Source organism: Methylobacterium sp. 17Sr1-1 (assembly GCF_003173775.1).
In the GTDB taxonomy this organism is placed as follows: domain Bacteria; phylum Pseudomonadota; class Alphaproteobacteria; order Rhizobiales; family Beijerinckiaceae; genus Methylobacterium.
Genome location: NZ_CP029552.1, coordinates 4742595 through 4767121, shown reverse-complemented (window position 1 = coordinate 4767121; position 24527 = coordinate 4742595). Strand labels below are relative to the sequence as shown.

27 protein-coding genes are annotated in these 24527 nt (G+C 69.7%); 18 read left to right on the top strand and 9 right to left on the bottom strand.

What is annotated here, in order from left to right; all coding sequences use genetic code 11:
* Nucleotides 1-14: 14 nt before the first annotated feature.
* The gene (locus tag DK412_RS21600) at nucleotides 15-1565 is read right to left on the bottom strand and encodes an ABC transporter substrate-binding protein (RefSeq protein WP_109973637.1); all 1551 of its coding nucleotides are present in this window, start codon (nucleotides 1563-1565) and stop codon (nucleotides 15-17) included.
* A gap of 248 nt (nucleotides 1566-1813) precedes the next feature.
* Nucleotides 1814-2581, bottom strand: coding sequence for a class II aldolase/adducin family protein (locus DK412_RS21595; RefSeq protein ID WP_109973636.1), 768 nt, complete (start codon nucleotides 2579-2581; stop codon nucleotides 1814-1816).
* A gap of 234 nt (nucleotides 2582-2815) precedes the next feature.
* On the opposite strand from DK412_RS21595, the gene DK412_RS21590 reads away from it, so the two are divergent.
* The 3 genes from DK412_RS21590 (at nucleotide 2816) to DK412_RS21580 (ending at nucleotide 5006) form a co-directional block, all read left to right on the top strand.
* A complete protein-coding gene (locus DK412_RS21590; protein WP_245447165.1) occupies nucleotides 2816-3499 on the top strand; it encodes a GntR family transcriptional regulator in 684 nt (227 codons plus the stop codon).
* A 143-nt stretch (nucleotides 3500-3642) separates the two neighbouring features.
* Nucleotides 3643-4671 carry a histone deacetylase family protein gene (locus DK412_RS21585; RefSeq protein ID WP_109973634.1) on the top strand — a complete coding sequence of 343 codons (1029 nt, stop codon included), beginning with the start codon at nucleotides 3643-3645 and terminating at the stop codon, nucleotides 4669-4671.
* A 14-nt stretch (nucleotides 4672-4685) separates the two neighbouring features.
* The gene (locus DK412_RS21580; protein ID WP_109973633.1) at nucleotides 4686-5006 is read left to right on the top strand and encodes a cupin domain-containing protein; all 321 of its coding nucleotides are present in this window, start codon (nucleotides 4686-4688) and stop codon (nucleotides 5004-5006) included.
* 70 nt (nucleotides 5007-5076) lie between these two features.
* On the opposite strand, the gene DK412_RS21575 is transcribed toward DK412_RS21580, so the two are convergent.
* Nucleotides 5077-6972, bottom strand: a complete 1896-nt coding sequence (locus DK412_RS21575) for a flagellin (RefSeq protein ID WP_109973632.1) — start codon at nucleotides 6970-6972, stop codon at nucleotides 5077-5079.
* A gap of 872 nt (nucleotides 6973-7844) precedes the next feature.
* Nucleotides 7845-9740, bottom strand: a complete 1896-nt coding sequence (locus DK412_RS21570; protein WP_109973631.1) for a flagellin — start codon at nucleotides 9738-9740, stop codon at nucleotides 7845-7847.
* Nucleotides 9741-10182: 442 nt separating this feature from the next.
* Between DK412_RS21570 and DK412_RS21565 the strand changes: the two genes are divergently transcribed.
* The 4 genes from DK412_RS21565 (at nucleotide 10183) to DK412_RS21555 (ending at nucleotide 14035) form a co-directional block, all read left to right on the top strand.
* Nucleotides 10183-10590 (top strand): flagellar biosynthesis repressor FlbT, encoded by a 408-nt coding sequence (locus DK412_RS21565; protein ID WP_109973630.1) that lies wholly within the window; start codon nucleotides 10183-10185, stop codon nucleotides 10588-10590.
* Between the two features lie 147 nt (nucleotides 10591-10737).
* Nucleotides 10738-10914 (top strand): hypothetical protein, encoded by a 177-nt coding sequence (locus tag DK412_RS30300; protein ID WP_162596270.1) that lies wholly within the window; start codon nucleotides 10738-10740, stop codon nucleotides 10912-10914.
* A gap of 186 nt (nucleotides 10915-11100) precedes the next feature.
* Nucleotides 11101-12651, top strand: a complete 1551-nt coding sequence (locus DK412_RS21560; protein WP_109973629.1) for a Na+/H+ antiporter — start codon at nucleotides 11101-11103, stop codon at nucleotides 12649-12651.
* A 175-nt stretch (nucleotides 12652-12826) separates the two neighbouring features.
* The gene (locus DK412_RS21555) at nucleotides 12827-14035 is read left to right on the top strand and encodes an alpha-hydroxy acid oxidase (protein ID WP_109973628.1); all 1209 of its coding nucleotides are present in this window, start codon (nucleotides 12827-12829) and stop codon (nucleotides 14033-14035) included.
* 43 nt (nucleotides 14036-14078) lie between these two features.
* On the opposite strand, the gene DK412_RS21550 is transcribed toward DK412_RS21555, so the two are convergent.
* A complete protein-coding gene (locus DK412_RS21550; RefSeq protein ID WP_109973627.1) occupies nucleotides 14079-14342 on the bottom strand; it encodes a hypothetical protein in 264 nt (87 codons plus the stop codon).
* A 265-nt stretch (nucleotides 14343-14607) separates the two neighbouring features.
* Between DK412_RS21550 and DK412_RS30695 the strand changes: the two genes are divergently transcribed.
* Nucleotides 14608-14748: a hypothetical protein gene (locus DK412_RS30695; RefSeq protein ID WP_177303092.1), complete on the top strand. Its 141-nt coding sequence runs from the start codon at nucleotides 14608-14610 to the stop codon at nucleotides 14746-14748.
* Nucleotides 14749-14808: 60 nt separating this feature from the next.
* On the opposite strand, the gene DK412_RS21545 is transcribed toward DK412_RS30695, so the two are convergent.
* Both DK412_RS21545 and DK412_RS21540 read right to left on the bottom strand, forming a co-directional pair.
* Nucleotides 14809-15555, bottom strand: a complete 747-nt coding sequence (locus DK412_RS21545) for an aspartate/glutamate racemase family protein (RefSeq protein ID WP_109973626.1) — start codon at nucleotides 15553-15555, stop codon at nucleotides 14809-14811.
* A 17-nt stretch (nucleotides 15556-15572) separates the two neighbouring features.
* Entirely contained in the window at nucleotides 15573-16292 is a 720-nt protein-coding gene (locus DK412_RS21540; RefSeq protein WP_109973625.1) for a GntR family transcriptional regulator, read from the bottom strand.
* A gap of 255 nt (nucleotides 16293-16547) precedes the next feature.
* On the opposite strand from DK412_RS21540, the gene DK412_RS21535 reads away from it, so the two are divergent.
* From DK412_RS21535 to DK412_RS21520, 4 genes are all read left to right on the top strand, one after another.
* Entirely contained in the window at nucleotides 16548-17558 is a 1011-nt protein-coding gene (locus DK412_RS21535; protein ID WP_109973624.1) for an ABC transporter substrate-binding protein, read from the top strand.
* Nucleotides 17542-18405 (top strand): ABC transporter permease, encoded by an 864-nt coding sequence (locus DK412_RS21530; protein WP_109973623.1) that lies wholly within the window; start codon nucleotides 17542-17544, stop codon nucleotides 18403-18405. Before DK412_RS21535 ends, DK412_RS21530 begins: the two co-directional genes overlap by 17 nt.
* A 91-nt stretch (nucleotides 18406-18496) precedes the next feature.
* The gene (locus DK412_RS21525) at nucleotides 18497-19267 is read left to right on the top strand and encodes an ABC transporter ATP-binding protein (RefSeq protein WP_109973622.1); all 771 of its coding nucleotides are present in this window, start codon (nucleotides 18497-18499) and stop codon (nucleotides 19265-19267) included.
* Nucleotides 19267-19980: an aspartate/glutamate racemase family protein gene (locus tag DK412_RS21520; RefSeq protein WP_245447163.1), complete on the top strand. Its 714-nt coding sequence runs from the start codon at nucleotides 19267-19269 to the stop codon at nucleotides 19978-19980. Before DK412_RS21525 ends, DK412_RS21520 begins: the two co-directional genes overlap by 1 nt.
* 3 nt (nucleotides 19981-19983) lie before the next feature.
* On the opposite strand, the gene DK412_RS21515 is transcribed toward DK412_RS21520, so the two are convergent.
* Nucleotides 19984-20493: a ferritin-like domain-containing protein gene (locus DK412_RS21515; protein WP_109973621.1), complete on the bottom strand. Its 510-nt coding sequence runs from the start codon at nucleotides 20491-20493 to the stop codon at nucleotides 19984-19986.
* A 206-nt stretch (nucleotides 20494-20699) separates the two neighbouring features.
* On the opposite strand from DK412_RS21515, the gene DK412_RS21510 reads away from it, so the two are divergent.
* The 6 genes from DK412_RS21510 to DK412_RS21485 all read left to right on the top strand — a co-directional run bounded on the left by DK412_RS21510 (nucleotide 20700) and on the right by DK412_RS21485 (nucleotide 23894).
* Nucleotides 20700-20885, top strand: coding sequence for a hypothetical protein (locus tag DK412_RS21510; protein WP_099904172.1), 186 nt, complete (start codon nucleotides 20700-20702; stop codon nucleotides 20883-20885).
* A 4-nt stretch (nucleotides 20886-20889) separates the two neighbouring features.
* The gene (locus tag DK412_RS21505; protein WP_109973620.1) at nucleotides 20890-21111 is read left to right on the top strand and encodes a hypothetical protein; all 222 of its coding nucleotides are present in this window, start codon (nucleotides 20890-20892) and stop codon (nucleotides 21109-21111) included.
* Between the two features lie 164 nt (nucleotides 21112-21275).
* Nucleotides 21276-22169: a class A beta-lactamase gene (gene bla, locus DK412_RS21500; protein ID WP_109973619.1), complete on the top strand. Its 894-nt coding sequence runs from the start codon at nucleotides 21276-21278 to the stop codon at nucleotides 22167-22169.
* A 24-nt stretch (nucleotides 22170-22193) separates the two neighbouring features.
* A complete protein-coding gene (ybaK, locus tag DK412_RS21495) occupies nucleotides 22194-22664 on the top strand; it encodes a Cys-tRNA(Pro) deacylase (protein ID WP_109973618.1) in 471 nt (156 codons plus the stop codon).
* Between the two features lie 66 nt (nucleotides 22665-22730).
* Entirely contained in the window at nucleotides 22731-23069 is a 339-nt protein-coding gene (locus DK412_RS21490; RefSeq protein ID WP_109973617.1) for a hypothetical protein, read from the top strand.
* Between the two features lie 174 nt (nucleotides 23070-23243).
* Nucleotides 23244-23894 (top strand): aspartate/glutamate racemase family protein, encoded by a 651-nt coding sequence (locus tag DK412_RS21485; RefSeq protein WP_109973616.1) that lies wholly within the window; start codon nucleotides 23244-23246, stop codon nucleotides 23892-23894.
* 27 nt (nucleotides 23895-23921) lie between these two features.
* On the opposite strand, the gene DK412_RS21480 is transcribed toward DK412_RS21485, so the two are convergent.
* Nucleotides 23922-24494, bottom strand: a complete 573-nt coding sequence (locus DK412_RS21480; protein ID WP_109973615.1) for an HD domain-containing protein — start codon at nucleotides 24492-24494, stop codon at nucleotides 23922-23924.
* Between the last annotated feature and the right edge of the window lie 33 nt (nucleotides 24495-24527).

Sequence of the window (24527 nt, the reverse complement as noted above, 5' to 3'; positions counted from 1 at the left end):
CGTTCCAGGAGCCGTCAGCGCTCGATCCAGGCATCGCGGAACCCGTCATTGACGCCGATGCCGGTGGTGACGAGGTCGTGGACCTTGCAGCGGGTGATGGTCGGGAACTCCAGTTCGAGCAGCCAGGCCATCGGCGCGTCCTCGACCAGGGTCTTCTGCACCGCCTCGTAGATCGGCCGGCGCTCGCCGTCGCCGACCGCGACCGCGCCCTTCGCGAAGGCCTCGTCGACGCCCGGATTCGCGTAGCCCTCGACGTTGTTGAACGGCGAGCCCTTGGCGATCTGCGACGAGACGTAGTTGCGCCCGACCCCGAGCGCCGGATCACCGTACTGGTAGAGGTAGGTGAAGGCGATGTCGTAGTCCCACTCGGAGGTCTTCTGGTTCCAGCCGGCGACGTCGGTGGCGACCAGCTCGACCTTGATGCCGGCATCCTCGAGGTTCTGCTTCACGGCCTCGGCCCAGCGCTGCCAGGTCTCGCCGTAGGGCAGCGGCAACAGGCGCACGGTCTCGCCCTTGTAGCCGGCCTCCTTCAGGAGCGCCTTGGCCTTGGCGGTGTCGAAGGAATACTTCGCGGCCTTCGGGTCGTGGTAGCGCACGGTCGAGGAGAACGGGCCGGTCGCCGGCTTGCCGAGGCCGTTCCACACTACGTCGCGGGCAAAGTCGCGGTCGAGGGCGTAGGACACCGCCTGGCGGAACGCCTTGTTGGCGGTCGGGCCCTTGCGGTTGTTGAGCCAGAGCCAGGAATGCGGGCTGAAGAACTCCCAGCCCTTGGTGGTCGAGCAGGCGCCCTTGATCTTCGACAGGCGCGGCACGTCGAAATTCTCGACCGAGCCGCCGGGCAGGATGTCGACCTTGCCGGTCTCGAACGCCACCGCCCGGGCGGCGGCGTCGGGAATCACGTGCCAGTAGATCTCGTCGAGATAGGGTTTTCCGGCGACGTGGTAGTTCGGGTTCTTCACCAGCCGGATGTAGGAGCCCTTCTTCCACTCCTTGAACATGTAGGGGCCGGTGCCGATCGGCGTGTTGTTGGCCGGGTTGGTCTTGTAGTCGGTGCCGGCATAGATGTGCTTCGGGATCATCGGCAGCGAGCCGACCTCGAAGATGCCGAGGAACGGCCCGAACGGCTCGGAGAGGGTGAATACCACCGTGGTGGGGTCGGACGCCGTCACGCTCGCCACCCGGGTGAGGTTGCCGCGGGCGCGGGCATGGGTCTGGCGCAGCAATTCGACCGAGAACACCACGTCGTCGGCAGTGAACGGCTTGCCGTCGTGCCAGGTCGCGTTCTTGACGAGCTTGAAGGTGTAGGTCTTGCCGTCGTCGCTCATGCTCCAGCTCTCGGCGAGGCCGGGCAGGGGCTTGAGGGCGAAATCGTAGCGCAGCAGGCCCTCGTAGATGTTGCCGGCCACCATCTGGGTCGGGCCGTTCTGCACCATCGCCAGCATCAGGCCGGGCGGCTCGGGCTGGATCACCGCGTTGGCGATGCCGCCGGGCTTCGGCGCTTGTGCCAGCGCGGTGCCGGCGAGCGCCAGGGAGAGCACGGTGCCGGCCAGAATCGTCTTGAGCATCGGTTGTCCTCTTCGTCCCTGTCGCGGCAGTGAAAGTGCGTGCACTTGTTCCCCTCCCCCGTGTGGGAGAGGGGTTAGGGGTGAGGGTGATACGGTTCCGGATCCAGCACTCAAGCATCGAGCTGCCAGCACCACGCTGAGTGTTTTACACGGAAGCGTGTCACCCTCACCCCTACCCCTCTCCCACACGGGAGAGGGGATCCCGCGCTCCTCTCGGCGGCGGGCGTGATTTGCTTTATTGACTTTGACTATTCTTTGTAATCCGGGTCGCTGCGGTCCAGCATGCGCTTGAACGCGTCCCACTCGGTATCGGGCAGCTGGCCCGTCTCCATCTTGTCGTAGAACGAGGCGTACTGGCCCGCGGTCTTCGTCGCGACCGCCGCCGGGGGGCGGATCAGCGGGGCGCCGGCGGCCTGCAGCGCGAGCTGCGCCCGGCACGAGCGCTCGATGTTGTGCATCAGCTTGAACGCCTCGGCGACCGAGCGGCCGCAGGTCAGCATGCCGTGGTTGCGCAGGACCATCACCGGCTTGTCGCCGAGATCGGCCACCAGGCGCTCGCGCTCGTCGAGATCGAGGGCGATGCCCTCATAGTCGTGATAGGCGAGGCGCCCATGGAACTGCATCGACCACTGGTTGAGCGGCAGCAGCCCTTCCTCCTGGCACGACACGGCGACGCCCGCGACCGTGTGGGTGTGGAGCACGCAGAGCGCGTCCTCGCGGGCGGCGTGGACGGCGCTGTGGATGGTGAAGCCCGCCGGGTTGATGCCCAGCCCGCAGGGGTCGTCGACCACCCGGCCTTCGAGATCGACGGTGACGAGGTTGCCGGCCTTCACCTCCTCGAACCGCAATCCGTAAGGATTGATCAGGAAACGGTGCTCCGGCCCCGGCAATCGCGCCGAGATATGCGTGTAGATGCTGTCGTCGAGGCCGAGGCGGTGGATCAGCCGGTAGGCCGCCGCGAGATCGACGCGGATGCGTTGCACCTCGTCGGCGTGCGGATGAGCGGATGACGACATCGGACCTCCTCGCGGGCGAGTATCGGCGGCGGAGCGTGCCGCGACGACTTCGCATGTGTGAGCGGCGCGGCGCGAAAACTCGCGCGCCGGCGGCCGGATACGGGGCCGGACGGAACACGACATCGCCCGGCATGTGCCTAGACTGACCCGGCCTTGCGCGGCGATCAAGCTGAAAGTGTCGACAATCGACGCCTACGCATTGCACAATGGCGGCACGGAGGTGCGATGCGCGCGATGTCCCAACCCGTCGGATTGCCGGTGCTGGCCGAGAGCGATCTCGTGCGCCAGGTCGCGCGCCGGCTCACCGACGCGATCGTGCAGGGGCGGCTGGCTCCCGGCGCCAAGGTGGCGGAGGCGGCGGTCGCCCGCGAGCTCGGCATCAGCCGGGCGCCGGTGCGGGAGGCGGCGCGCCTGCTCGAGAGCCAGGGCCTGCTCAAGGCCTCGCCGCGGCGCGGCTTCTTCGTACGCGAGCTCTCCGCGCAGGACGTCGACGAGCTCTACGACATGCGCCTCTGCGTCGAGCGCCACGCCGCGGTCGAGGCGGCGCGCCGCCTGACGCCGGGGATCCGCGACGGCCTGCGTCGCCAGCTCGCCCTGATGCGGGATCTCGCCCGGCACGACGACCCCGCGCTGATCGTCGAAGCCGATTACGAGTTCCACCGGCTGATCTGCGAGGCCTCCGGCAACGGCCGCCTGCTGCGCCTGTTCGACGGGCTGGCCTCGGAATTGCGAATCGTGATCGGGCTGATCGGCCGGCTCTACGACGATCCGGAAGAAATCGCCCGCACGCACGAGCCGGTGCTGGAGGCCATCGAGGCCGGCCACCCGGAGCGGATCGTCGCCCATGTCGACCACCATCTCGGCGTCGCGCGCCGCGAGGTCGGCCGGCTGGTGCGAAGCCTCACCCCCACTCCCTGAGGCGCGAGCCTCGGTCCCTTTCCCATGAGGCGCGAGCCTCGGTCCCTTTCCCATGAGGCGCGAGCCTCGGTCCCTTCCCCATGAGGCGCGAGCCTCGATCCTATCCGGGGCGCGAGCCTCGGCCCTAACCCGCCGGAGATCCCATGAAGGCCGTCCATTCCGCGGACCACCGCAGCCACGACCCGAAGTTCTTCCTGGTCCGCGGCCAGGTGAAGCCCGCCGCCGACCAGCCCGAGCGGGCCGACCGCCTGCTCGCCGGGCTGAAGGCCGGCAGTCATACGGTGGTGACACCGCAGGCCCACGGCGTCGGCGCCCGGGCGCGGGTGCACAGCCCCGACTACCTCGCCTTCATGGCGGAGGCCTGGGAGGCCTGGGAGGCCCTGCCCGACCACGGCTCCGAGATGATCGCCAACATCCACCCGGTGCGCGAGGCCGCGACCTACCCGACCCACATCGTCGGGCGGCTCGGCTGGCACACGGTCGACACCGCCTGCCCGATCGGCCCGGGTACCTATGCGGCGGCCTCAGTGGCGACGGACGTCGCGGCGAGCGCGGCGCAAGCCGTCCTCGACGGCGAGGACGCGGTCTACGCCCTCTGCCGCCCGCCCGGCCACCACGCCTATCGCGACCGGGCCGGGGGCCATTGCTACTTCAACAACAGCGCGGTCGCCGCCGCGCACTTGCGCCAGCGCCACGCCCGGGTCGCGGTGCTCGACGTCGACGTGCATCACGGCAACGGCACGCAAGGCATCTTCTACCGCGATCCCTCCGTGCTCACGGTCTCGCTCCACGCCGACCCGCGCGGCTTCTACCCCTTCGTCTGGGGCTACGCCCACGAGCGCGGCGAGGCCGAGGGGATCGGCGCCAACCTCAACCTGCCGCTGACGCTCGGCACCGGCGACGACGATTATCTGGCGGTGCTGGAGGGCACGGCCACCCGCACGATCCAGTCCTTCGCCCCGACGGCGCTGGTGGTGGCGCTCGGCCTCGACGCCTCCGAGCACGATCCGCTCGCCGGCCTCGCCATCACCACGGAGGGCTTCCGCCGCATCGGCGCGGCGCTCGCTGCTCTGCGTCTGCCGACGGTGCTGGTGCAGGAGGGCGGCTACCTCTCGGACCTGCTGGGCGAGAACCTGACGGCGGTGCTCGCCGGCTTCGAATCCGCCCGCTGAGGACTTTTCCGATCATGGCCTTCGCCTGCACGATTCCGGCGGTCCCGACCGTCCAGCACGACGACGACACGGTCCGCATCACCCGCTGGGACTTTTCGCCCGGCGCCGTCACCGGCTGGCACGAGCACGGCTGGCCCTACTTCGTGGTGATGATCACCGAGGGCACGCTGCGGATCCACGACGGCACGAACGTCACCGAGGTGCCGCTCGCCCACGGCCAGTCCTACCGCCGCCCGGCCGGCATTCGCCACGATGTCCAGAACGGCTCCGACCACCCGATCGCCTTCGTGGAGATCGAGGTGAAGAAGCCGGAGGGGCTGGCGGCTCTCGGCTGAGGATACCTTCAAACGGGAACGGCCGGGGCGTGAGCCCCGGCCGCTTCTTTGGTGAGGTACGAGACGCCGATCAGCGCAGGAGCTGAAGGATGCCCTGCTGCGACTGGTTGGCGAGCGACAGGGCCGAGATGCCGAGCGAGTTGCGGGTCGAGAGAGCCTGCGAGTTCGCCGCCTCCTCGTTCAGGTCCGCATTCGTCAGGTTCGCCGCGCCCGCATCGAGCACGTTGATCATCTGCTTGGTGAAGTCCTGCCGGTTCTGAACCACCGCCAGGTTGGCACCCAGGGTCGAGGCCTGGTTCTTCAGCTGGCTCGACGCGCTGTTGATCGTCGAGATCACGCTGTTGATCGAGTTGCTGTCCTGGAAGTCGGTCTGGCCGACGGCGACCATGCCGAGCAGCGAGGCAGTTACCGCCGTGCCGGAGATCTTCAGCGAAGAGGTACCCTTCTCGTTGAAGCTGACGTTGACCGTGTCGCCGGCCAGCAGGTTCGTGCCGTTGAAGCCCGAATCTGCCGCCATCTGGTCGATCTGGCTGAGCAGGTTGTTGTAGGTACTCACCAGGTTGCTGCGAGTGTTCGCACCGTCGCCGCTGATGATCGCGCTCGACGTGCTGGTGCTGAACGGGTTGCCGGTACCGCTCGCCGAGACCGTCAGATTGTCGGCGCCCGACTCGTTGGTGGTGGTGATCTTGATCGCGCCGGTGGTGTTGTCGATGCTCGCCATCGCGTTGGCCGGGGCCAGGGCGGCGTTGAGCTGGTTGAGCGTCGAGATCTGGCCCGCCGCCGTACCGAAGCTCAGGCTGACCGAGTTGCCGCTGGCCACCTTCACGGTGATCGACTTGCCGTCGAGCGCGCTCTTGGTGAAGGTCTGGGTCGGGGGGGTGCCAGCCGTCGCGACCGTGGAGCCCTGGCCGGCGCCGTAGCTCTTGATGAGCGAGAAGCCGAGGTTCGAGACCTTGGCGGTCGAGGTGCTGCCGTCGCCGAGCACGATTCCGGTCGCCGAGTCCGCCGCCGTGAAGCTGAACTTGCGGGCGGTGGCGTCGTATGTGGCGCTGACCGTGCCGTTGGTCGCCGTGCTCACCTTCTGGGCAAGTGAGCTCAGGGTGTCGGAGCGGCCCACCGTGACGGCTTGGCCGTTCACAGTGAACGTGTCACCGACGTTGAAGCCGGCACCGGTGGCGAGCGAGGTGGCAGTCGGCACGAAGGTGCCGGCGGTGGTGACGGTGGGGGTGGCGCCGAACAGCGAGGCCGACTGCGTGTCGGTGCCGAGCGAGAAGGTGCCGCCGTCGGCAGTGCCGGTGAAGGCGATGTTGTTGCCGCTCGCAGCCGCGGTGACCGAGGAACCGGCTGCCTTGAGCTGGGTGTTGATCGCAGCGATGAAGGCGGTCTGCGTGGTGTCGTCGATGCCCTTGGTCAGGGTGACGCCGACGCCATCGATGGTGACGGTCTTGCTCGAGGCCGAGGCGCCGAAGAAGTTGGTCTGGATGTTGGATTGGCTGCTGACGTCGACGGTGGTGGTCAGGACGCGGGCGGCGGCGCCGGTCGAGTTGCCGATCGCGGTCTCGGCGACGGCGGTGGTGGCACCGACGGAGAGGAGGTTGTTGGCGGTGGCGCCCGTCAGCGCGGTGGAGGCGATGCTGGCCTTGGCGGAGAAGGCGTTGGAGGCCGAGAGGGCCTGCTGCGCGACAGACTTTAGCTGATCGGTTAGACCCTGCAGCTTGGTGAGGCCGGTATTGGCGGCCTGGATCGTCTGGATGCCGTTCGACACGCCGTCGAGCAGGCTGCTGAGAGCCGATGAGCGCGAGGAAAGGCCCTGGGCGGTGAAATAGTTGCTCGGGCTGTCGAGGGCGCTGTTGACCTTCTTGCCGGTCGCGAGACGGGTCTGCGTGGTTGAGAGCAGGTCGGCCGTGCCCTGGAGCGACAGGAGGTTCTGGCGAGTGGCGGCCGAGAGGGTGATGCCGGAAGACATTGGTCGATCCTATTGATCGGGAGACCTTCGTGTTTTGAAGGCGAGATCAGATTGGCCCCTCGTCCTTGCCCGGTCCTTACTGCGAAGCTGAAAAGACCTCCGCTCCCCTGTTTCCATCGGGCATGACTTTCAAAAAGTTAAGCACATCGTCCATCCCTACTCCTCGATTTACCTTAATATTGAAGTTACCATGATTTGTGCGCGGCCGAGGGCGAATGGCCGCGGAATCGAGGACGAGATGGCGATCGGCTGCCCGCTTGAGGATCCGTCGGGCACACCTGCCACTCGGAAGAAGGCTGCTGTGATGTCCACAGCAAGCAGAACGACGCCCGTCGCCGGCTGGTCCGGCCGCTGGTCCCGCAAGATCAGGCTCGACGGCGTCCATCACGACCCGCCGACATACGGTCGCCAGAGGGTGCACGCGCAGAAATTGTTTGGGCTTGATGGAGTGATCCGACCGAAGCGAAATTCTTCATCGTCATTCTGGGTCGCTCAGCGGAACTTGGAACCCATAACCGCTGACGATGCCGAATGAAGCGGAGCGCTGGCCGCCCTATACTTGACCGTCAGCGTGTCTGGATCCCGGGTTTTCGGCTTCGCCGAGCCTAGGGATGACGAGGAGAGATGTCGGCTTCTGCGACAGATCGTTGGCACGACGAGGCGCACAAGCTCTGGCACAATGAAAAAATCCCAAGCAGAAGCGTAGGATGCGCTTCTGCTTGGGATTTTTCTGAATCGGCGCCGTCAGGCTTGAAGCGGCGGGGCGCATCTCATGCGGCTCGCCGTAGAGTGGCCGTTCAGGAGGTGCGAAAGGCTCCGGCTCTCCGCCTAACTTATGAGAGACGGAGAGCCGGAGCCTTTCGCTTGCCTGATCAGCCGCGCAGGAGCTGGAGGATGCCCTGTTGGGCCGTGTTGGCGAGAGACAGAGCCGAGATGCCGAGCGAGTTGCGGGTCGAGAGAGCCTGCGAGTTGGCCGCCTCCTCGTTCAGGTCGGCGTTGGTCAGGTTCGCTGCACCCGTATCGAGCACGTTGATCATCTGCTTGGTGAAGTCCTGCCGGTTCTGAACCACTGCCAGGTTGGCACCCAGGGTCGAGGCCTGGCTCTGCAACGCGGTATTGGCGGTGTTGATCGTGGCGATCACGGCGTTAATCGAGTTGCTGTCCTGGAAGTCGGTCTGGCCGACTGCGACCAGGTTGAGACCCGACGCCGTCACAGCCGTGCCGGAGATCTTGAGCGAGGAGGTCCCGCGCTCGTTGAAGCTGACGTTGACCGTGTCGCCGGCGAGCAGGTTCGTGCCGTTGAAGCCCGAATCTGCCGCCATCTGGTCGATCTGGCTGAGCAGGCCGTTGTAGGTGCTCACCAGGCCGTTGCGGGTGTTGGCGCCGTCGCCGCTGATGATCGCGCTCGACGTGCTGGTGCTGAACGGGTTGCCGGTACCGCTCGCCGACACTACCAGGTTGTCGGCGCCCGACTCGTTGGTGGTGCTGATCTTGATCGCACCGGTGACGCTGTCGATGCTCGCCATCGCGTTGGCCGGGGCCAGGGCGGCGTTGAGCTGGTTGAGCGTCGAGATCTGGCCCGCCGCCGTACCGAAGCTCAGCGTAACCGAGTTGCCGCCTGCCACCTTGACGGAGATCGATTTGCTGTCCAGGGCGCTCTTGGTGAAGGTCTGGGTCGGGGGGGTGCCAGCCGTCGCGACCGTGGAGCCCTGGCCGGCGCCGTAGCTCTTGATGAGCGAGAAGCCGAGGTTCGAGACCTTGGCGGTCGAGGTGCTGCCGTCGCCGAGCACGATTCCGGTCGCCGAGTCCGCCGCCGTGAAGCTGAACTTGCGGGCGGTGGCGTCGTATGTGGCGCTGACCGTGCCGTTGGTCGCCGTGCTCACCTTCTGGGCGAGGGACGCCAGCGTGTCGGAGCGGCCCACCGTGACAATCTGGCCGTTGACGGTGAAGTTGTCGCCGACGTTGAAGCCGGCACCGGTGGCGAGCGAGGTGGCAGTCGGCACGAAGGTGCCGGCGGTGGTGACGGTGGGGGTGGCGCCGAACAACGAGGCCGTCCCCGCATCGGTGCCGAGCGAGAAGGTGCCGCCATCGCCGGTGCCGGTGATGGCAATGTTGCTGCCGCTCAAGGACGCGACGACCGAGGAGCCGCCGGCCTTGAGCTGGGTGTTGATCGAGTTGATGAAATTCGCCGGGCTGGTGTCGTCGATACCCTTGGTCAGGGTGATGGCGACGCCATCGATCGTGACCGTCTTGACCGACGCCGCCGCGGTGAAGAAGTTGCTCTGGATGTTGGCCGTGGAGCTAATGTCGACGGTGCCGGTCACGACCCTGGCGGCTGCGCCAGTCGCGTTGCCGACCGGGGCCTCGGCGACGGCGGTGGTGGCTCCGACCGACAGAAGGTTGTTGGCGGTGGCACCCGACAGCGCGGTCGAGGCTATACTGGCCTTGGCGGTGAAGGCGTTGGAAGCCGAGAGGGCCTGCTGGGCCACAGCCTTGAGCTGGTCGGTCAGACCGCGCAGCTTGGTGATGCCGGTATTGGCGGCCTGGATCGTCTGGATGCCGTTCGACACACCGTCCAGCAGGTACGTCAGGGACGACGACCGCGAATTCAGGTTCTGGGCGGTGAAGTAGTTCACCGGGCCGTCGAGGGCGCTGTTGACCTTTTTGCCGGTCGAGAGGCGCGTCTGCGTCGTGGAGAGCAGCGCTGCCGTGTCCTGGAGCGACAGGAGGTTCTGGCGGGTGGCGGCCGAGAGGGTGATGTCGGACATGGGGGCGACCTTTTTGATCGTCGGGCGAGGCGTCTTTTTGACGACGCTGTCACCATCGCCGCGCAGGCCTTTCGTCTTTCTTAAGCCTAACGTTTTCGCCGACCGGGTCCGCCCTGTTATGGTTAATGTTGGATAAATCTGTATCTGAGCGGTTTGTTTCGGGCTTCGCTACAGTGAATTCTTAATCGTCCGGGTCCTAGCGTCGGGCCCATGTTCACCTATTCCCCTTACTCCGCCCCGCATCGAGGGCAGGCCCGCCGGGCGCATCCATCTCCGGATGGTGCGGTTCCGGTCGTGCTACCCGCGTGGCGCGGCGGGGCGTTGGAGCGGGACGGGCGGCGGGGGGCGGCGCGGTCTCCCGCCGATCCGTCGGGGTGACGGACCGGATGCAACCAGACTCGGAAGGCGCACCCTTCGCCAAAGCTGATACGGACAGACGCCCATGCCCCTGCGCATCCACCTGAAGCCGTTCGAGCGCCTGATCATCAACGGTGCGGCGCTCCGCAACGGCGAGCGCTCGACCAACCTCTTGATCGAGAACACGTGCAAGTTCCTGCGCGAGAGCGAGATCATTCCGGAGAGCGGCGCCGACACCGCCTGCAAGCGCCTGTGCGTCACGCTCCAGCTGATTTACCTCGCCGACCATCCGATGGAGGCCGACGACCTCCTGGTGCGGCAATCGATGGAGATCCTGCGCGGCATGCCGACGAGCGCGCCCTACCTGGTGGCGATCCAGGACGAGCTCGCGAACAAGCAGTATCACCGCGCCCTGAAGATCGGCCGCGAGCTCGTGGCCTACGAGCGCAGCCTGATGGAGCGCCTGAACAGCGCCGCGACCGACGCCGCCTGAGCGCGGCGTCGTCGCCCGAACCGAGGCTCCGCCCCGGGGCGGCCGCAATGGGGTGATGGTGTCTCCCCCGTGAGGCCGAGTGTCTCTCCCAAAACGCCCGATCTGCGCCGCGGATGGCCGTGGCAGCGACTGAGCGGTGGGCGTTTCGTGAGGTGCACCAAGGACCCGTCGAGGCGCAGACCCACGGGCGACACGGACTCGATCGACTGGACCACTCCGGCGCAACGCGTCGCCTGGCCGGACCACGGCCCGGGCGAGCCGGTGACCACGACCCTGCGCGAGCCGGTGGCGGCCTCCCGCGCGGTCGAGGCCGGGAGCGCCTGAACCATCCTCGCCGACGGGCGCATCCCCCCGGGCTAGGTTGCCGAACTTCAGGTCGCCGAACTTCAGATTGCCGAGCGTCGCGCGGCCGAGCCCCGGGCCGGCGGCTGAGCCGCGCGCGTCCGTTCCGCCCCTGACCAAACCGCGGACGCCCCATCCGCGTTGCCCTCCTTCAGATGCGGAGGGGTGATGCTGATCTTCGAATGGATCGCGGGCGTGCTCGTCGTCGCGGTCCTGCTCGCCGGGGTGGCGCGGCGCCTCGGGGCGCCGTTCCCGGCCTTCCTGGCCATCGGCGGGGCGGTGCTGGCCTTCGTGCCGCAGGTCCCGAACCTGCGCCTCGACCCCGACCTCGCCCTGGCTCTGTTCCTCGCGCCCGTCCTGCTCGACGCCGCCTACGACACCAGCCTGCGCGACCTCAAGCGCAACTGGATGCCGGTCGCCGGCCTCGTCGTCGGCGCGGTCGGGGTCACCACGGTGGCGGTGGCCCTTGTGGCGCGCTGGCTCGTGCCCGACCTGCCGCTCGCCGCCGGGATCGTCCTCGGCGCCATCGTGGCGCCGCCGGACGCGGTGGCGGCGCTCTCGGTGCTGGCCCATGTCCGGCTGCCCCACCGCCTCGTCACCATCCTCAAGGGCGAGAGCCTGTTCAACGACGCCTCGTCGCTGCTGATCTACCGCCTCGCCCTCGGGGCGGTGGCGACGGGCTCGTTCTCGGTCGCCGAGGTCGCCCCGACCTTCCTCGTCGGCGTCGTCGGCGGGATCATAGCCGGGCCGGTCCTGGCGATGCTCTACGTCCGGCTGATGCGCCGGGTGACCGATCCGCCGAGCGCCGTGGTGCTGCAATTCGTCGCCACCTTCGGCCTCTGGATCGCCGCCGAGCGGGTCGGGGTCTCGGGCGTGCTGACGGTGGTGAGCTTCGGGCTGGCCGTGTCGCGGCTCTCGCCCCAGACCATGCCGGCCCACCTGCGGGTCACCTCCAACACCGTCTGGGAGACGGCGGTGTTCGTGCTCAACGTGCTCGCCTTCGTGCTGATCGGCCTGCAGATCGGCCCGATCCTCGAGGGCCTGAGCCCGGCCGAGCGCAGCCACTACGCGCTCGTCGCCGCGGCCGTCTTCGCCACCACGGTCGTGGTGCGGCTCGCCTGGGTGCTCGGGGCGCGAGCCTGCGCCCGGCTCTTGCACCGCGTCGCCGGGCCCGTGGGACCGGCGCCGGTCGGCCTGCGCTCGGGCACGATCGTGGCGTGGTGCGGGATGCGCGGCGTCGTCACCATCGCGCTCGCCCTGGCCCTGCCCGGCGACTTCCCGCACCGCGACCTCGTGGTGCTGACGGCGTTCTGCGTCGTGCTCGGCACGCTGGTGATCCAGGGCCTGACCCTGCGCCCGCTGCTCGCCTGGTTCTCGCTGGGCGACGACGATCCGGTCGGGATCGAGATCGGCCGGGCGCGCGCCGCGGCCTACCGGGCGGCCCGCGACAGTCTCGCCGACGACCGCTCGCCCCATGCCGAGGCGCTGCGGCGGGAATTCGACGCGGGCTTGCGCGAGGCGGAGGACCACGAGGAGGGCCTCGCCCCGGCGAGCCTGCCCGCCGACGGGTTGCGCCGCCGCGCCGTCGAGGCCGCCCGGGCCGTCATCCTGGACTTGCGCGAGCGCGACGAGATCGGCGACGACGCCTACCTGCGCCTCGAGGAGGAGCTCGACTGGGCCGAGCTCAGCGCCACGCCGCGGGACGAGGTCTCGCCCTGACCGCGCCCGGCGCGGTGCCGGGCCGCGCCGGAGGCACGGCGAAAACGATGGTCAGACCCGAACGGTTGATTGTATCCCGTTCGGGCTTGAGACCAAAAACCTGCGCGCCGGGCGAGCGAGGTCCCGCGCGGGCGACAAGAGACGGAACGAGCGAGACGCCATGCACGCCACCCGAATGCCCTCGTCGCGGCCGCCGTCCTGGACGTCGCGGTTCTTCACGAGCGGGCCCGTCACCTGCATCGAGGACCTGCGGGTGCTCGCCGAGCGGCGGGTGCCGCGGATGTTCTACGACTACGCCGATTCCGGCTCGTACTCGGAGGGCACCTACCGGGCGAACGAGGACGACTTTTCGAAGATCAAGCTGCGCCAGCGCGTCGCCGTCGACATGACGAACCGCACGCTGGCGAGCACGATGGTGGGCCAGCCGGTGAGCATGCCGGTGGCGCTGGCGCCGACCGGGCTGACGGGCATGCAGCACGCCGACGGCGAGATCCTCGCCGCGCGGGCCGCCGCCAAGGCCGGGGTGCCGTTCACGCTCTCGACCATGAGCATCTGCTCGATCGAGGACGTGGCCGAGAACACCGACGCCCCGTTCTGGTTCCAGCTCTACGTGATGCGCGACCGCGACTTCATCGACCGGCTGATCGACCGGGCCAAGGCGGCGCAGTGCTCGGCGCTCGTGCTCACCCTCGACCTCCAGATCCTGGGCCAGCGCCACAAGGACGTGAAGAACGGCCTCTCGACCCCGCCCCGGATGACGATCCCCAACATCGTCAACCTGGCGACGAAGCCGCGCTGGTGCCTCAACATGCTGCGCACGCAGCGCCGCACCTTCCGCAACATCGTCGGGCACGCGCAGGGAGTGGGGGACCTGCGCTCGCTCTCGTCCTGGACCGCCGAGCAGTTCGATCCGCGGCTCAACTGGGACGACGTCAAGCGCATCCGCGACCGCTGGGGCGGCAAGCTGATCCTCAAAGGCATCCTCGATCCCGAGGACGCGGAGCTGGCGGCGCAAAGCGGCGCCGAGGCGATGATCGTCTCGAACCACGGCGGCCGTCAGCTCGACGGGGCGATCTCGTCGATCGCCGCTCTGCCCGGCATCGTCGAGGCGGTGGGCGACCGGATCGAGGTGCTGATGGATGGCGGCATCCGCTCGGGGCAGGACGTGATCAAGGCGCTGGCGCTCGGCGCCCACGGCGTCTTCATCGGCCGCGCCTTCCTGTACGGGTTAGGCGCCGGCGGCGAGGCGGGCGTGACCCAGTGCCTCGACATCATCCGCAAGGAGCTCGACGTCACGATGGCGATGTGCGGCCTGCGCGACGTGCGCCAGGTCGACGAGCGGATCCTGGCCGGCAAGCCGGCGCTCGCCAACCGGCCGTTCTGACGAAAAGCTCCGCCCGACACTGCGCCGGGCGGAGCGACATCCGTTACATGCGGTGCATGTGGCGGTGCATCATGCGGTGACGCATCATGTGCCGCCGGTGCATCATGTGGCGGCGATGCATCATGTGCCGGTGCATCCGGTGGTGGCGCATCATCCGGCGCTCGCCGCGGGTCATCTGCACGTGCTCGATCATGGGGGCGGCCTGGATGCCGGCCGGGCTCGCCGGGGCGGCGGAGGCCGCGCCGATGCCGAAGGTGAGGCAGCCGAAAACCGCCGCCGCCGCGAGGCCCAGAGTCGTCTTCTTCATCTTTGGTGTCTCCTCTGCGCGGCCCCCGCGTCCGACGGCGGGAACCGGCCCGCCGGCGCGGCGGGCTCACCCGCAGGCAGCGGGTCACCAACAAGAATTTTCCAACGGTGAAGGTTCCGGCGGAAGAAATCTTTTTCGCAGGCCCGGCGCCAGAAAAATTCGATCCTTTAAAAAAATGTTGCCGGCTCCCGTATCCCGGCGCGCCGCCGCGCGTTTCCCCCCGCATTCCGGAACGGATGCCGCAACGACGGGGGAGCGCCAGACCATGCACGAGGGGATCCGGATCCAGGCCGACGCCGACGGCACCTTCACGCTCTACAGCGACACCCGGGTCATCCTGCGCGGCCTCACCCGCGAGCGCGCCTACCGCCTCGCCGGTCGCCTCGGCGAGTTCGTGTGGTCCTGAGGCGTCCTCGGCCTACCTCTCCCGTCCTATCCGGCCGAGGCTCGGGTCATCGCAGCGGCATCACCGCGCCTCGTGCCCGATCCGCGCCGCCAGCGCCGGCGCGAGCCCGGTGCTCGGCTTCGGATCCGGCCGCCGGAACGTCCCGGCCGTCGCCTTGGCAGGCCGCTGCGCCGCCACGGCCTCGGCGAGCTTGACCGCCGCCACCACCTGATCGACCACCGGCACCGGCAGACGGTCGCGCACCCGGGCACCGAGGCCCGTCAGGGGCGCGCCGGCGAAGATCAGCACGTCGGCGCCGTCCTCCTCGACCGCCGCGAGGGCGAGGTCGATCAGCTGCGCCTCCTTCTCCTCCTGGACGGCGGAGAGCGCGGAGAAGCGTCCCTCCAGCGCCCGGACCCCGGCGCAGCGCTGCTGGAGGCCGTGGGCGGCGACGCATTCCTCGTACCAGGGCACCAGAGCGCAGGCGAAGGTGACGAGGCCGAAGCGCCGGCCGAGCAGGCAGGCCGACAGCATCGCGGCCTCCGCCAGGCCGATGACCGGGCAGTCGAACAATTCGCGGGCACCGAACAGGCCCGGATCGCCGAAAGCCGCGATGATCGCGGCGTCGACGGGCGGCGCCTCCGCCAGCATCTCGAGGGCGATGGCGCCGCCGATCTGCGCCTCGGCCCGGGTCGCGATGTAGGGCACGCCGCGGGGCGCCGTGGCCGTCAGGATCTCGGTCCCGGGCGCGGCGGCCGCGGCGCCGGTGGCACGCATCAGCTCGGTCACGTCGCGGCTGGTATTGGGGTTGAGGAGCAGCAGGCGCATCGAGGGTCTCTCGTCAATCAGGCGGCGTCGGGCCGGGCGAGGCCGGCGAGGAGCGCCGTGCCGGTATGGCCGACATGGTCGGCGAGGAGGCGCCCGGCGCCCGCGGCGTCGCGGGCCTCGAGCGCGGCGAGGATCGCCCGGTGCTCGGCGACCGACTCGTCCCAGCGCGCCCGGCTGTCGAGGGCGCGGCGGCGGGCGATCTCGGCCCGGGCGTGCAGCGCCTCGTGCGCCTCCCGCAAGGGGGTGTTGCGGGCGCAGGCGACGATCAGGGCGTGGATCTGCTGGTTGAGGGCGAAGTAGGGCCCGAGCGCACCGGCGGCGTGGTGCGCCTCCAGCTCGGATTGGTACGCGCGCAAGCGCTCCAGCTCGGCCGGGGTGATGCGCGAGGCCGCGAGCTCCGCCGCCGCCCGCTCGATGGCGGCGATCGCCTCGAACAGCTCGGTCACCGCGTCCGGCCGCAGCTCCGCCACCCGGGGCGAGCGGTTGGGGCGCAATTCCACCAGCCCCTCGACGGCGAGCAGCTTCAGCGCCTCGCGCAACGGCGTACGGGAGATGCCGAGCGCCACCGACAGCTCGGTCTCGACCAGGGCGGCGCCGGCCGGGAGCGTGCCGTCGACGATCAGCGCGCGCAGGCGCTCCGCCGCCTGGTCGTGCAGGCCGCGCCGGGGCCGCAAGGCCGCGGCTTCCAGCAGCACGGGCTTGCGCGGACGCCCGCGCGGGCGCCGGACCGGGTCCATGCGTGTCACTCTCCCTCGTCGTCGGGATGGGACCATAGCGACTCCGATCGGCCGCGGGCGCATCAATTCCAGGCAATTCTGCTGCCTGCCTCGGCATTTGGCATCAATTGCATGCAGAGCACGAAAAATGCGTTGCGCGAGCCCTAAGCCCGTCACACCCTGATCTCGCGGCGGCGTCGAACGGCCCCGCCACCCTCTTCGAGACGTCCGGATCACGCCCGGACGGCACGCCCCTCACGAGCGAGGTCACCGACCATGCGCCGCCCTCTCGGCCCCCTGCTGGCCGCCGCCCTCTGGTCCTTCTCGCCCGCGTTCCTCGCGCCGGCCTCGGCGCAGGAGGCGCCTGTGAAGGTCGGCTACGCCAAGTGCGCCCATTGCCTGCCGGTCGCCCTGCTGCCGGGCTTGGCCAAAGGCGCGACGATCGACGCCACCGGCTTCAATTCCGGCAACGACGTGCTGACGGCGCTGATCGCGAAAAGCCTCGACGTGGCGCAGGTCACCTACCTCCACTACGTCACCGCCCTCGACAAAGGCTTCGACATCGTGGCGGTCGCCGGCGAGGTGAATGGCGGCTCGGAATGCCTGTCGGCCAAGGCGCTGAACCTGAAGGCCGATGACTGGGCCGGGTTCAAGGCCGCGGCCGAGAAGGCGAAGGCGGCGGGCGCAGCCCTCAAGGTCGCGGCCTCCCGCGGCAACGCGCAGGACATCCACATGCGCGGCGCCTTCCTCAAGCAGGGCATCAACCCGAACAAGGACGTGCAGTTCGTCAACATCCCGAACCCGTCCGACCACCTGGCGGCGATGCAGCGGGGCGAGATCGACATGGTCTGCTCGGTCGAGCCCTTCGCCTCGCAGATCCGCATGGCGGGGGCGGCGAGCCGCTTCGTGCTGCCCTACGACCAGGCCGCCGGCAACCTGACGAACCTGATCGTCACCCGCTCGGACGTGATCGCCAAGAACCGGGCCGGCGTGCAGGCGGTGGTCGATGCCGACGTGGCCCTGGTCGAGACGCTCAAGGCCGACAAGGGCGTGTGGGTCGACGTGATCAACCAGAAGACCGGCCTGTCGAAGGAGGTCGCCGCCGAGGCGATCGCCAATGCCGAGCCGGACTACCGCATGCACCGCGCCAAGACGCTCGCGATCGCCGCGATGATGCGGGACCTGAAATACATCGGCCGCGACGTCTCGGCCGACGTGGAGAAGCACATGGACTTCTCGTTCCTGGAGGCCGCCACCAAGAAGACCCGCGATGGCCTCGGCTACTGAGACCACGCCGCTGCCGGAGGCCGCGCCGGCTCCCGCCCGCCGGCTGCCCCGGCGCCTCGTCGCCTTCGCCGAGCGGGCGGCCCTGCCGCTCCTCCTCGTCGCGGGCTGGGAGGCTTTTGCCCGCTCCGGCGCCCTGCCGGCGGCGCTGCTGCCGGCCCCGAGCACCGTGCTGCACGCCTTGGGTGACTGGCTCCTCGGCCTCGACGAGAGCACCCAGACCTATTCCGGCCACTGGGTGCCCGACGCCCTGGCGAGCCTGACCCGGGTCGCCGCCGGCTACGCCATCGCGGCCGTCTCGGCGATCCTGATCGGGGTCGCCATCGGCTGGTGGCGGCTCGTCGAGCGCACCGTCGAGCCGACGTTGCAGATGCTGCGACCGATCCCGCCGGTGTCGTGGATCCCGCTCGCCATCATCTGGTTCGGCATCGCCGACAAGCCGGCGATCTTCCTGGTCTTCCTCGGCGCGTTCTTCCCCGTGCTGATGAACACCATTCACGGCGTACGCGGGGTCGACCGCAACCTGATCCGGGCCGGCGCGATGATGGGCGCCTCCGAGCGCCAGCTCCTCACCGACATCGTGCTGCCGGCCGCCCTGCCGTCGATCTTCTCGGGGCTGCGCATCGCCATCGGCTCGGCCTGGATGCTGACGGTGACCGCCGAGATGGTCGCGGTGAAGAGCGGCCTCGGCTACGTCCTGTGGGACTCCTACTACTTCCTGCGCTACGACATCGTGCTCGCCGCGATGATCTCGATCGGCCTGTTGGGATACCTGTCCGATCTCGGCCTCAAGGCGCTGATGGCCTCGGTGCTGCACTGGCAGAAGGGCACGACGGTGCAGGGGCGGTGATCCGCCCCTCCCCTTCCCCCAAATTCCCTTGCCCCGGCTTCCCTTGCCCCGGCTTCCCTTGCCCCGGCTTCCCTTGCCCGCAGAGATTCCGATGAGCGCGATCGACCTCGCCGACGTCCAGAAAGTGTTTCGCGACCGCGACGGGCGCGACCTCGTGGCGGTGGACCGCACCCGTGCCACGATCGAGGCGGGCGAGTTCGTGTGCCTGCTCGGTCCCTCGGGCTGCGGCAAGTCCACCCTGCTCAACATGATCGCCGGCTTCGAGGCGCCGAGCGCCGGCGAGGTCCGGGTGGCCGGCCGGCGCGTCGAGCGGCCGGGAGCCGACCGCGGCGTGGTGTTCCAGCAGCCGACGCTGATGCCCTGGCTCACCGTCATCGACAACGTCGCCTTCCACCTCAAGCTGAAGGGGATGGCGAAACGTGAGCGGCACGAGCGGGCGAAGACCTATATCGACCTCGTCGGACTCACCGGCTTCGAGCGGCACTACCCGGCGGAATTGTCCGGCGGCATGAGCCAGCGGGTTGGCATCGCCCGGGCGCTCCTGATGAACCCGGCGGTGATCCTGATGGACGAGCCCTTCGCGGCGCTCGACGCCCAGACCAAGATCGAGATGCAGGAGGAACTGGTCGCGATCTGGCAGCGGGTCGGCGCCACGGTGGTCTTCGTCACGCACTCGGTCGACGAGGCCCTGGTGCTGGCCAGCCGCATCGCCGTGATGAGCCGGCGGCCGGGCCGCATCCGCGAGTTCATCCCCTTCGATCTCGCCCGGCCGCGGGACGTGACGAGCCCGGAGTTCAACGACATGAAGCGCCGCATCCTCGGGCTGATCCGCGAGGAATCGAGCCGCAAGGTGGCCGCGTGATGATCCGTCTCGGGATGCTGACCCCGTCGTCGAACACCCGGCTCGAACCGGCGACGGCCGAGCTGCTGCGCGGCGCGCCCGGCGTCACCGCGCATTTCTCGCGCTTTCGCGTCACCGAGATCACCCTGTCGGCGGCGGGGCTCGGGCAGTTCGACGAGGCGCCGATCCTGAACGCGGTCGCGCTGCTGGCCGACGCCAAGGTGGATGCGATCGCCTGGAACGGCACCTCGGCGGCGTGGCTGGGCTTCGCCCGCGACGAAGCCCTCTGTGCCCGGATCACCGAGGTGACCGGCATCCCGGCTGCGACCGCGGTGCTGGGTTTTCGCGAAGCCTTCACCCGTGCCGGCATCCGGCGCGTGGGCCTCGTCACGCCCTATACGGGCGACGTGCAGGCGCGGATCCAGGCGAACTGGGCGGCGGCCGGATTCGACTGCGCGGCCGAGCGCCATTGCGGGCTCTCTGACAACTTCTCCTTCGCCGAGGTGCCGGAGGCGGAGGTGATCGCCATGGCGCGGGCGGTCGCGGCGGAAGGCGCGGAGGCGGTGGCGATCGTCTGCACGAACATGGCGGGGGCGGCGATGGTCGAAGACCTCGAGGCCGAGCTCGGCATCCCGGTCTACGACTCGATCGCCGTCACCCTGTGGGCGGCCTTGCGCGCCGCGGGCGCCGATCCCGGCCGGATCACCGGCCGGGGCGGTCTGTTCCGGCTCTAACCTTTATCGATCGGCCTTGTCGCCCCCGAGGGTCAGTTCGAGGTAGCGGCGCGTCGTCGGCCGCACGAGGTCGGCCATTTTCTGCGCCATCGCCAGTTCCTCCTTCAGCGACATCTCGAAGGCCGGCAGCCGGGCGCTCTGGCCGGCCGCCTCGGCGAGCGTGATCAGCGCGTCGTAGGCGGCCGCCTCGTAATTCTCGAAGGCGCGGTTGGCGAAGGCGTTCTTCAGGATCTCGTCCTGGGCCGGCGTGTGGGCGAGCGCCGCCATGTTGCCCACGAAGCCGAGCACGCCCTCCTTCAGGGTCGAGGGGCTCTCGGACATCGCCGCCAGGGCCTCGTCGAGCCGGTCGCGCTGGCCGTGCGTCTCGGTGATGTGCCGGCGGAGCGCCGCCTCCATGTCGGGGTAGCGCTCCAGGCGCTCGACCTGCCGCTCCATGATCTGGAGCGCCTGCAATTCGAGCGCGTGGGTGTTCTTCAGCGCGGTCACGTACAGCGAACGGACGTCCTCGGCCATCGCGGGGGCTCCTTGCCAGGGTGGTGTGGGGCAGGTCTGTGCTGCTCGGGCCAACGCCGCCGGCCGGCGCCGGTTCGCCTCTAATACTTATACTGTGACAAAGTATCCGAGGTGATCGGGCGGGTCAGGAACGCCCCGAGGTGCCCGGCGTTGTCCGGCCTCCACGGCGAGGACATCGCCTCGCCCCTCCACTCAGGGAGATCGCCATGACTGCGTCACCCCCTCCCGTGCCGCCGGCCAACCGCTCCGACAAGGGCCCCGGCAGCGCCGAGCGCGCCCCGACCGAGACCGGGCCGAAGGGCGCCAACCAGACCAAGGACCCGGACAAGATCGGCCAGGCCGGCAATTCGAAGGTGAACACCACCAACCAGGGCTACCAGCAGGATCGGTGATCGCATGAGCACTTCGGACAAGACCGACGCCGCCAACCGCCACCATGGCGGGCCCGGCAGCAGCCACCAGCGCCCCGACCGACCCGACCCGACGGCCAAGGCCGGTCCGAACCCGGGCGAGGCGACCAGCGACAGCCGCTCCCATGTCTCGGGTGGCGGCGGCGAGCGCGACCGGCACCACACCCACGACCCCGACCGCAAGGGGCATTCGCCGCGGTCGCATTGAGGCAGCGGGCGCCCGCCCCCTGGGAGACACACCTTTCGTTAAGGGTGTTTCCCGTGAAACGCGGGGCGCGGGCGCCCCGATCCCGTCACGGCCTCAGCGCGATATCGCCAAGGTCGCATCGCAAACGAGCATCCCTGACGAACCGTGTGCAGGGAGCCCGCTCGATGTCCACTCCGGTCCTTCTTCAGCCCGGCCTCACCCGCCGCGCCGCCCTGCTCGGTGCGGCCCTTGCCGCCTGCACCCTCCGCGGCGCCTCGGCGGCCGAGGATACGGTGGCCCGGCTGGCGCAGCTGGAGCGCCGCGACGGTGGCATGCTCGGTGTCGAGGTACGCGACACCGCCACCGGCCGCCGCTTCGGCCATCGGGCCGACGAGCGCTTCCCGATGTGCAGCACCTTCAAGGCGATCGCCGCCGCCGCGGTGCTCGCCCGGGCCGATGCGGGCAAGGACGACCTGAACCGCCGGATCGCTTACGGCCGCGACGCCCTCCTCAGCTACGCCCCGGTCACGACGAAGCACGTCGAGACCGGCATGACCCTCGCCGAACTCTGCGCCGCCGCCGTGGTGTGGAGCGACAACACCGCCGCCAACCTGATGCTCGACACGCTCGGCGGACCGGGCGGGATCACCGCCTTCGCGCGCGCTCACGGCGACACGGTCACCCGCCTCGACCGCACCGAGCCGACGCTCAACACCGCCATTGCCGGCGATGTCCGCGACACCACCAGCCCGGCCGCGATGGTTGGCCTCCTGGAGAACGTCCTGCTCGGCCGCGCCCTGTCGGCGGAGTCGCGCGCCCGGCTGATCGGCTGGATGCACGACAGCCCGACCGGGCTGAAGCGCGTGCGCGCCGGCCTGCCGGAGGGATGGCGCACCGCGGACAAGACCGGCACCGGCGACAACGGCACCGCCAACGTTGTCGCGTTGATCCACCGGCCGGACGGTGCGCCGATCCTCGCGGCGGTGTATCTCACCGGATCACCGGCCGAGCCCGCCGCCCGCGACGCCCTGCACGCCGAGATCGGCCGGTTGATCGCCCGGAGCTTGCCGGGCGCCTGACGGCCCCAAGCTCCCTGAAGGCTCATGTCGAAGACGACCCGCGCCACGCAAGTCCTCGCCCGCGCCGGCATTCCGCACAGCGTCCACGCCTACGAGTACGATCCGGAGGCGACCCGCATCGGCCTCCAGGCGGCGGAGGCGATGGGCGTGTCGCCGGGCGAGGTGTTCAAGACCCTGATGGCCGCCGTCGACGGCAAGCCGGTCTGCGTGCTGGTGCCCTCCGACCGCGAGGTGTCGCTCAAAAAGCTCGCCGCCGCCTTCGCGGGGAAATCCGCCGCGATGATGCGCCCGGCCGATGCCGAGCGGCTGACCGGCTACCATGTCGGCGGCATCAGCCCGCTCGGGCAGAAGCGCGTGGTCCCGACCCTGGTCGACGCGGCTGCCCTCGCCCTTCCGGCAATCTTCGTCAATGGTGGCCAGCGCGGGCTGCAGCTGCGGCTCAAGCCCGACGACCTCGTGCGTGTGCTTCCGGCCCGGACCGAGGCCGTGACCTGACGGGAACGCAACGTTAACCACGATCCGCCAAGGCTCTGCAGCGGGATCGGCGACGGGGACGGGCGGATGGGTGACGGCGTGCGGCTGCTGGCGGGCCTGATCGTCCTCGGCCTCGCGGGGCCGGCGAGTGCGGCCGACATGCCGGAGCCCGGCTATTGGCCGGTGCCGCGTCCCGCACCGGCCCCTCCCCCGCCTCTGCGCTACTTCCCGCGCGGCGACAGCGACGCCTCGCCCGCGACTCGCGGCGATCCCGCCTGCCAGGGCTTCGTGCCGACCAACGCGCCCGGCGACCCGACCTATGTCGGCTCGCCCTTCGGCATCGGCAAGCCGAGCTATTACGGCTTCACACCCCCGCGCGGCGTCGACGATCCCTATGGGCGCCGGATCGCCCGGGGATGCTTCTAGAGCCTGAGAGCCCGTTTGACCGCTGGGTGAGAGACGGAAAACTGCTTTTGGCACTGGCTCTGCAAGTCAACCAGGCTTCGAGCCGGGCCATGCGCCTTCGCGGCGGAGCGATTCGATCTTGCCGCCCCGGCCCCGACGGATAAACCGGGTCTTGCCGCCGCCGGATCTCCGCTCATGACCCGCATCGCCTGCCTCCATACCGTCGCCAGCAACGCCGCGCTCTTCGACGAGGCCCTGCGGGCGGCCGGGCTGGCCGGTGTCGATCTGCACCACACCTTGCGCGCCGACCTGCTCGCCGCCGCCGAGCGCGAGGGACGGCTCACGCCCGAGATCGCCGCCGAGACCGTGGCGGTCCTGCGCGGCCTGTGCGCGGAGGCCGACGCGGTCCTGCTGACCTGCTCGACCCTGGGGCCGGCCGCCGAGCGGGCGGCCCTGGACGCGCCCATCCCGGTCCTGCGGGTCGATGCGGCCCTGGCCGCGGAGGCGGTGAAGGCCGGCGGCCGGGTGGTGGTGCTCTGCGCCGTCGCGACGACGGTCGAGCCGACCCGGCGCCTGTTCGAGGCGGCCGCGCAGGCGACGGGTGCAGAGGTGAGCGTGCAGGTCGTCCCCGAGGCCTGGGAGGCGTTCAAGGCGGGCGAGTCCGACCGCTACCGGACGCTGGTCGCACGCGCCGCCGGCACCGCGCGGGAGGACGGCGCGACCCAGGTCGCCCTGGCGCAGGCCTCCATGGCCGGCGCCGCCGCCCTGCTTTCCGAGGCGATCCGGCCGCTGACCAGCCCGACGGTCGGCCTTGCGGCGGCGGTCGCCGCGTCCCGGATGGCGTAGGCAACGGAAGCGGCCCGGGGCGACGCCCTATTCCGCGAGCCCGACCATGCGCGCCCGCGTGTCCTCGTCGAGCACGGCCCGGATCGCCGCCGTCAGCGGGTGGCGGGCGGTGTGCCGGGCGCCGTAATCGAGGTTGAAGGCGTAGTCGAAACCCGGCGGGTTGCGGCCCTGGTTGTGCTGGAGGATCGTCTCCAGCTTGTCGAAGCCCTTGGCGAGGACCGCCTCCGGCGAGGCGCCGGCCTCGTACTCCTCCCACAATCCCAGGATCTCGTCCCGGCGCGCGGGCGGCAGCTTTGCCGTGAGGGCCAGGAGATCGCGGCGCTCCTGCGCGCTCTTGTCCGCCGCGCGGGGATCGGTCGCCGGGATGTCGCCGCCGACCGCCTCGCCGAGGTCGTGGACGAGGCACATCTTGATGAGCTTGAGCGCGTCGATCCCCGCGACGCCGTCGGCCAGCACCATCACCATCAGGCAGAGCCGCCAAGTGTGCTCGGCGGTGCTCTCCTGCCGGCCGGACGCGGTGGCGCCGCTGCGCAGCGTGCTCTTGAGGGCTTCGGCCCGCCGCAGGAAATCGAGCGTACCGGCGAGGTCGTCCGGGGTCATGGAACAGGTGGCTCCTTCGTTCGGCCGGACGAG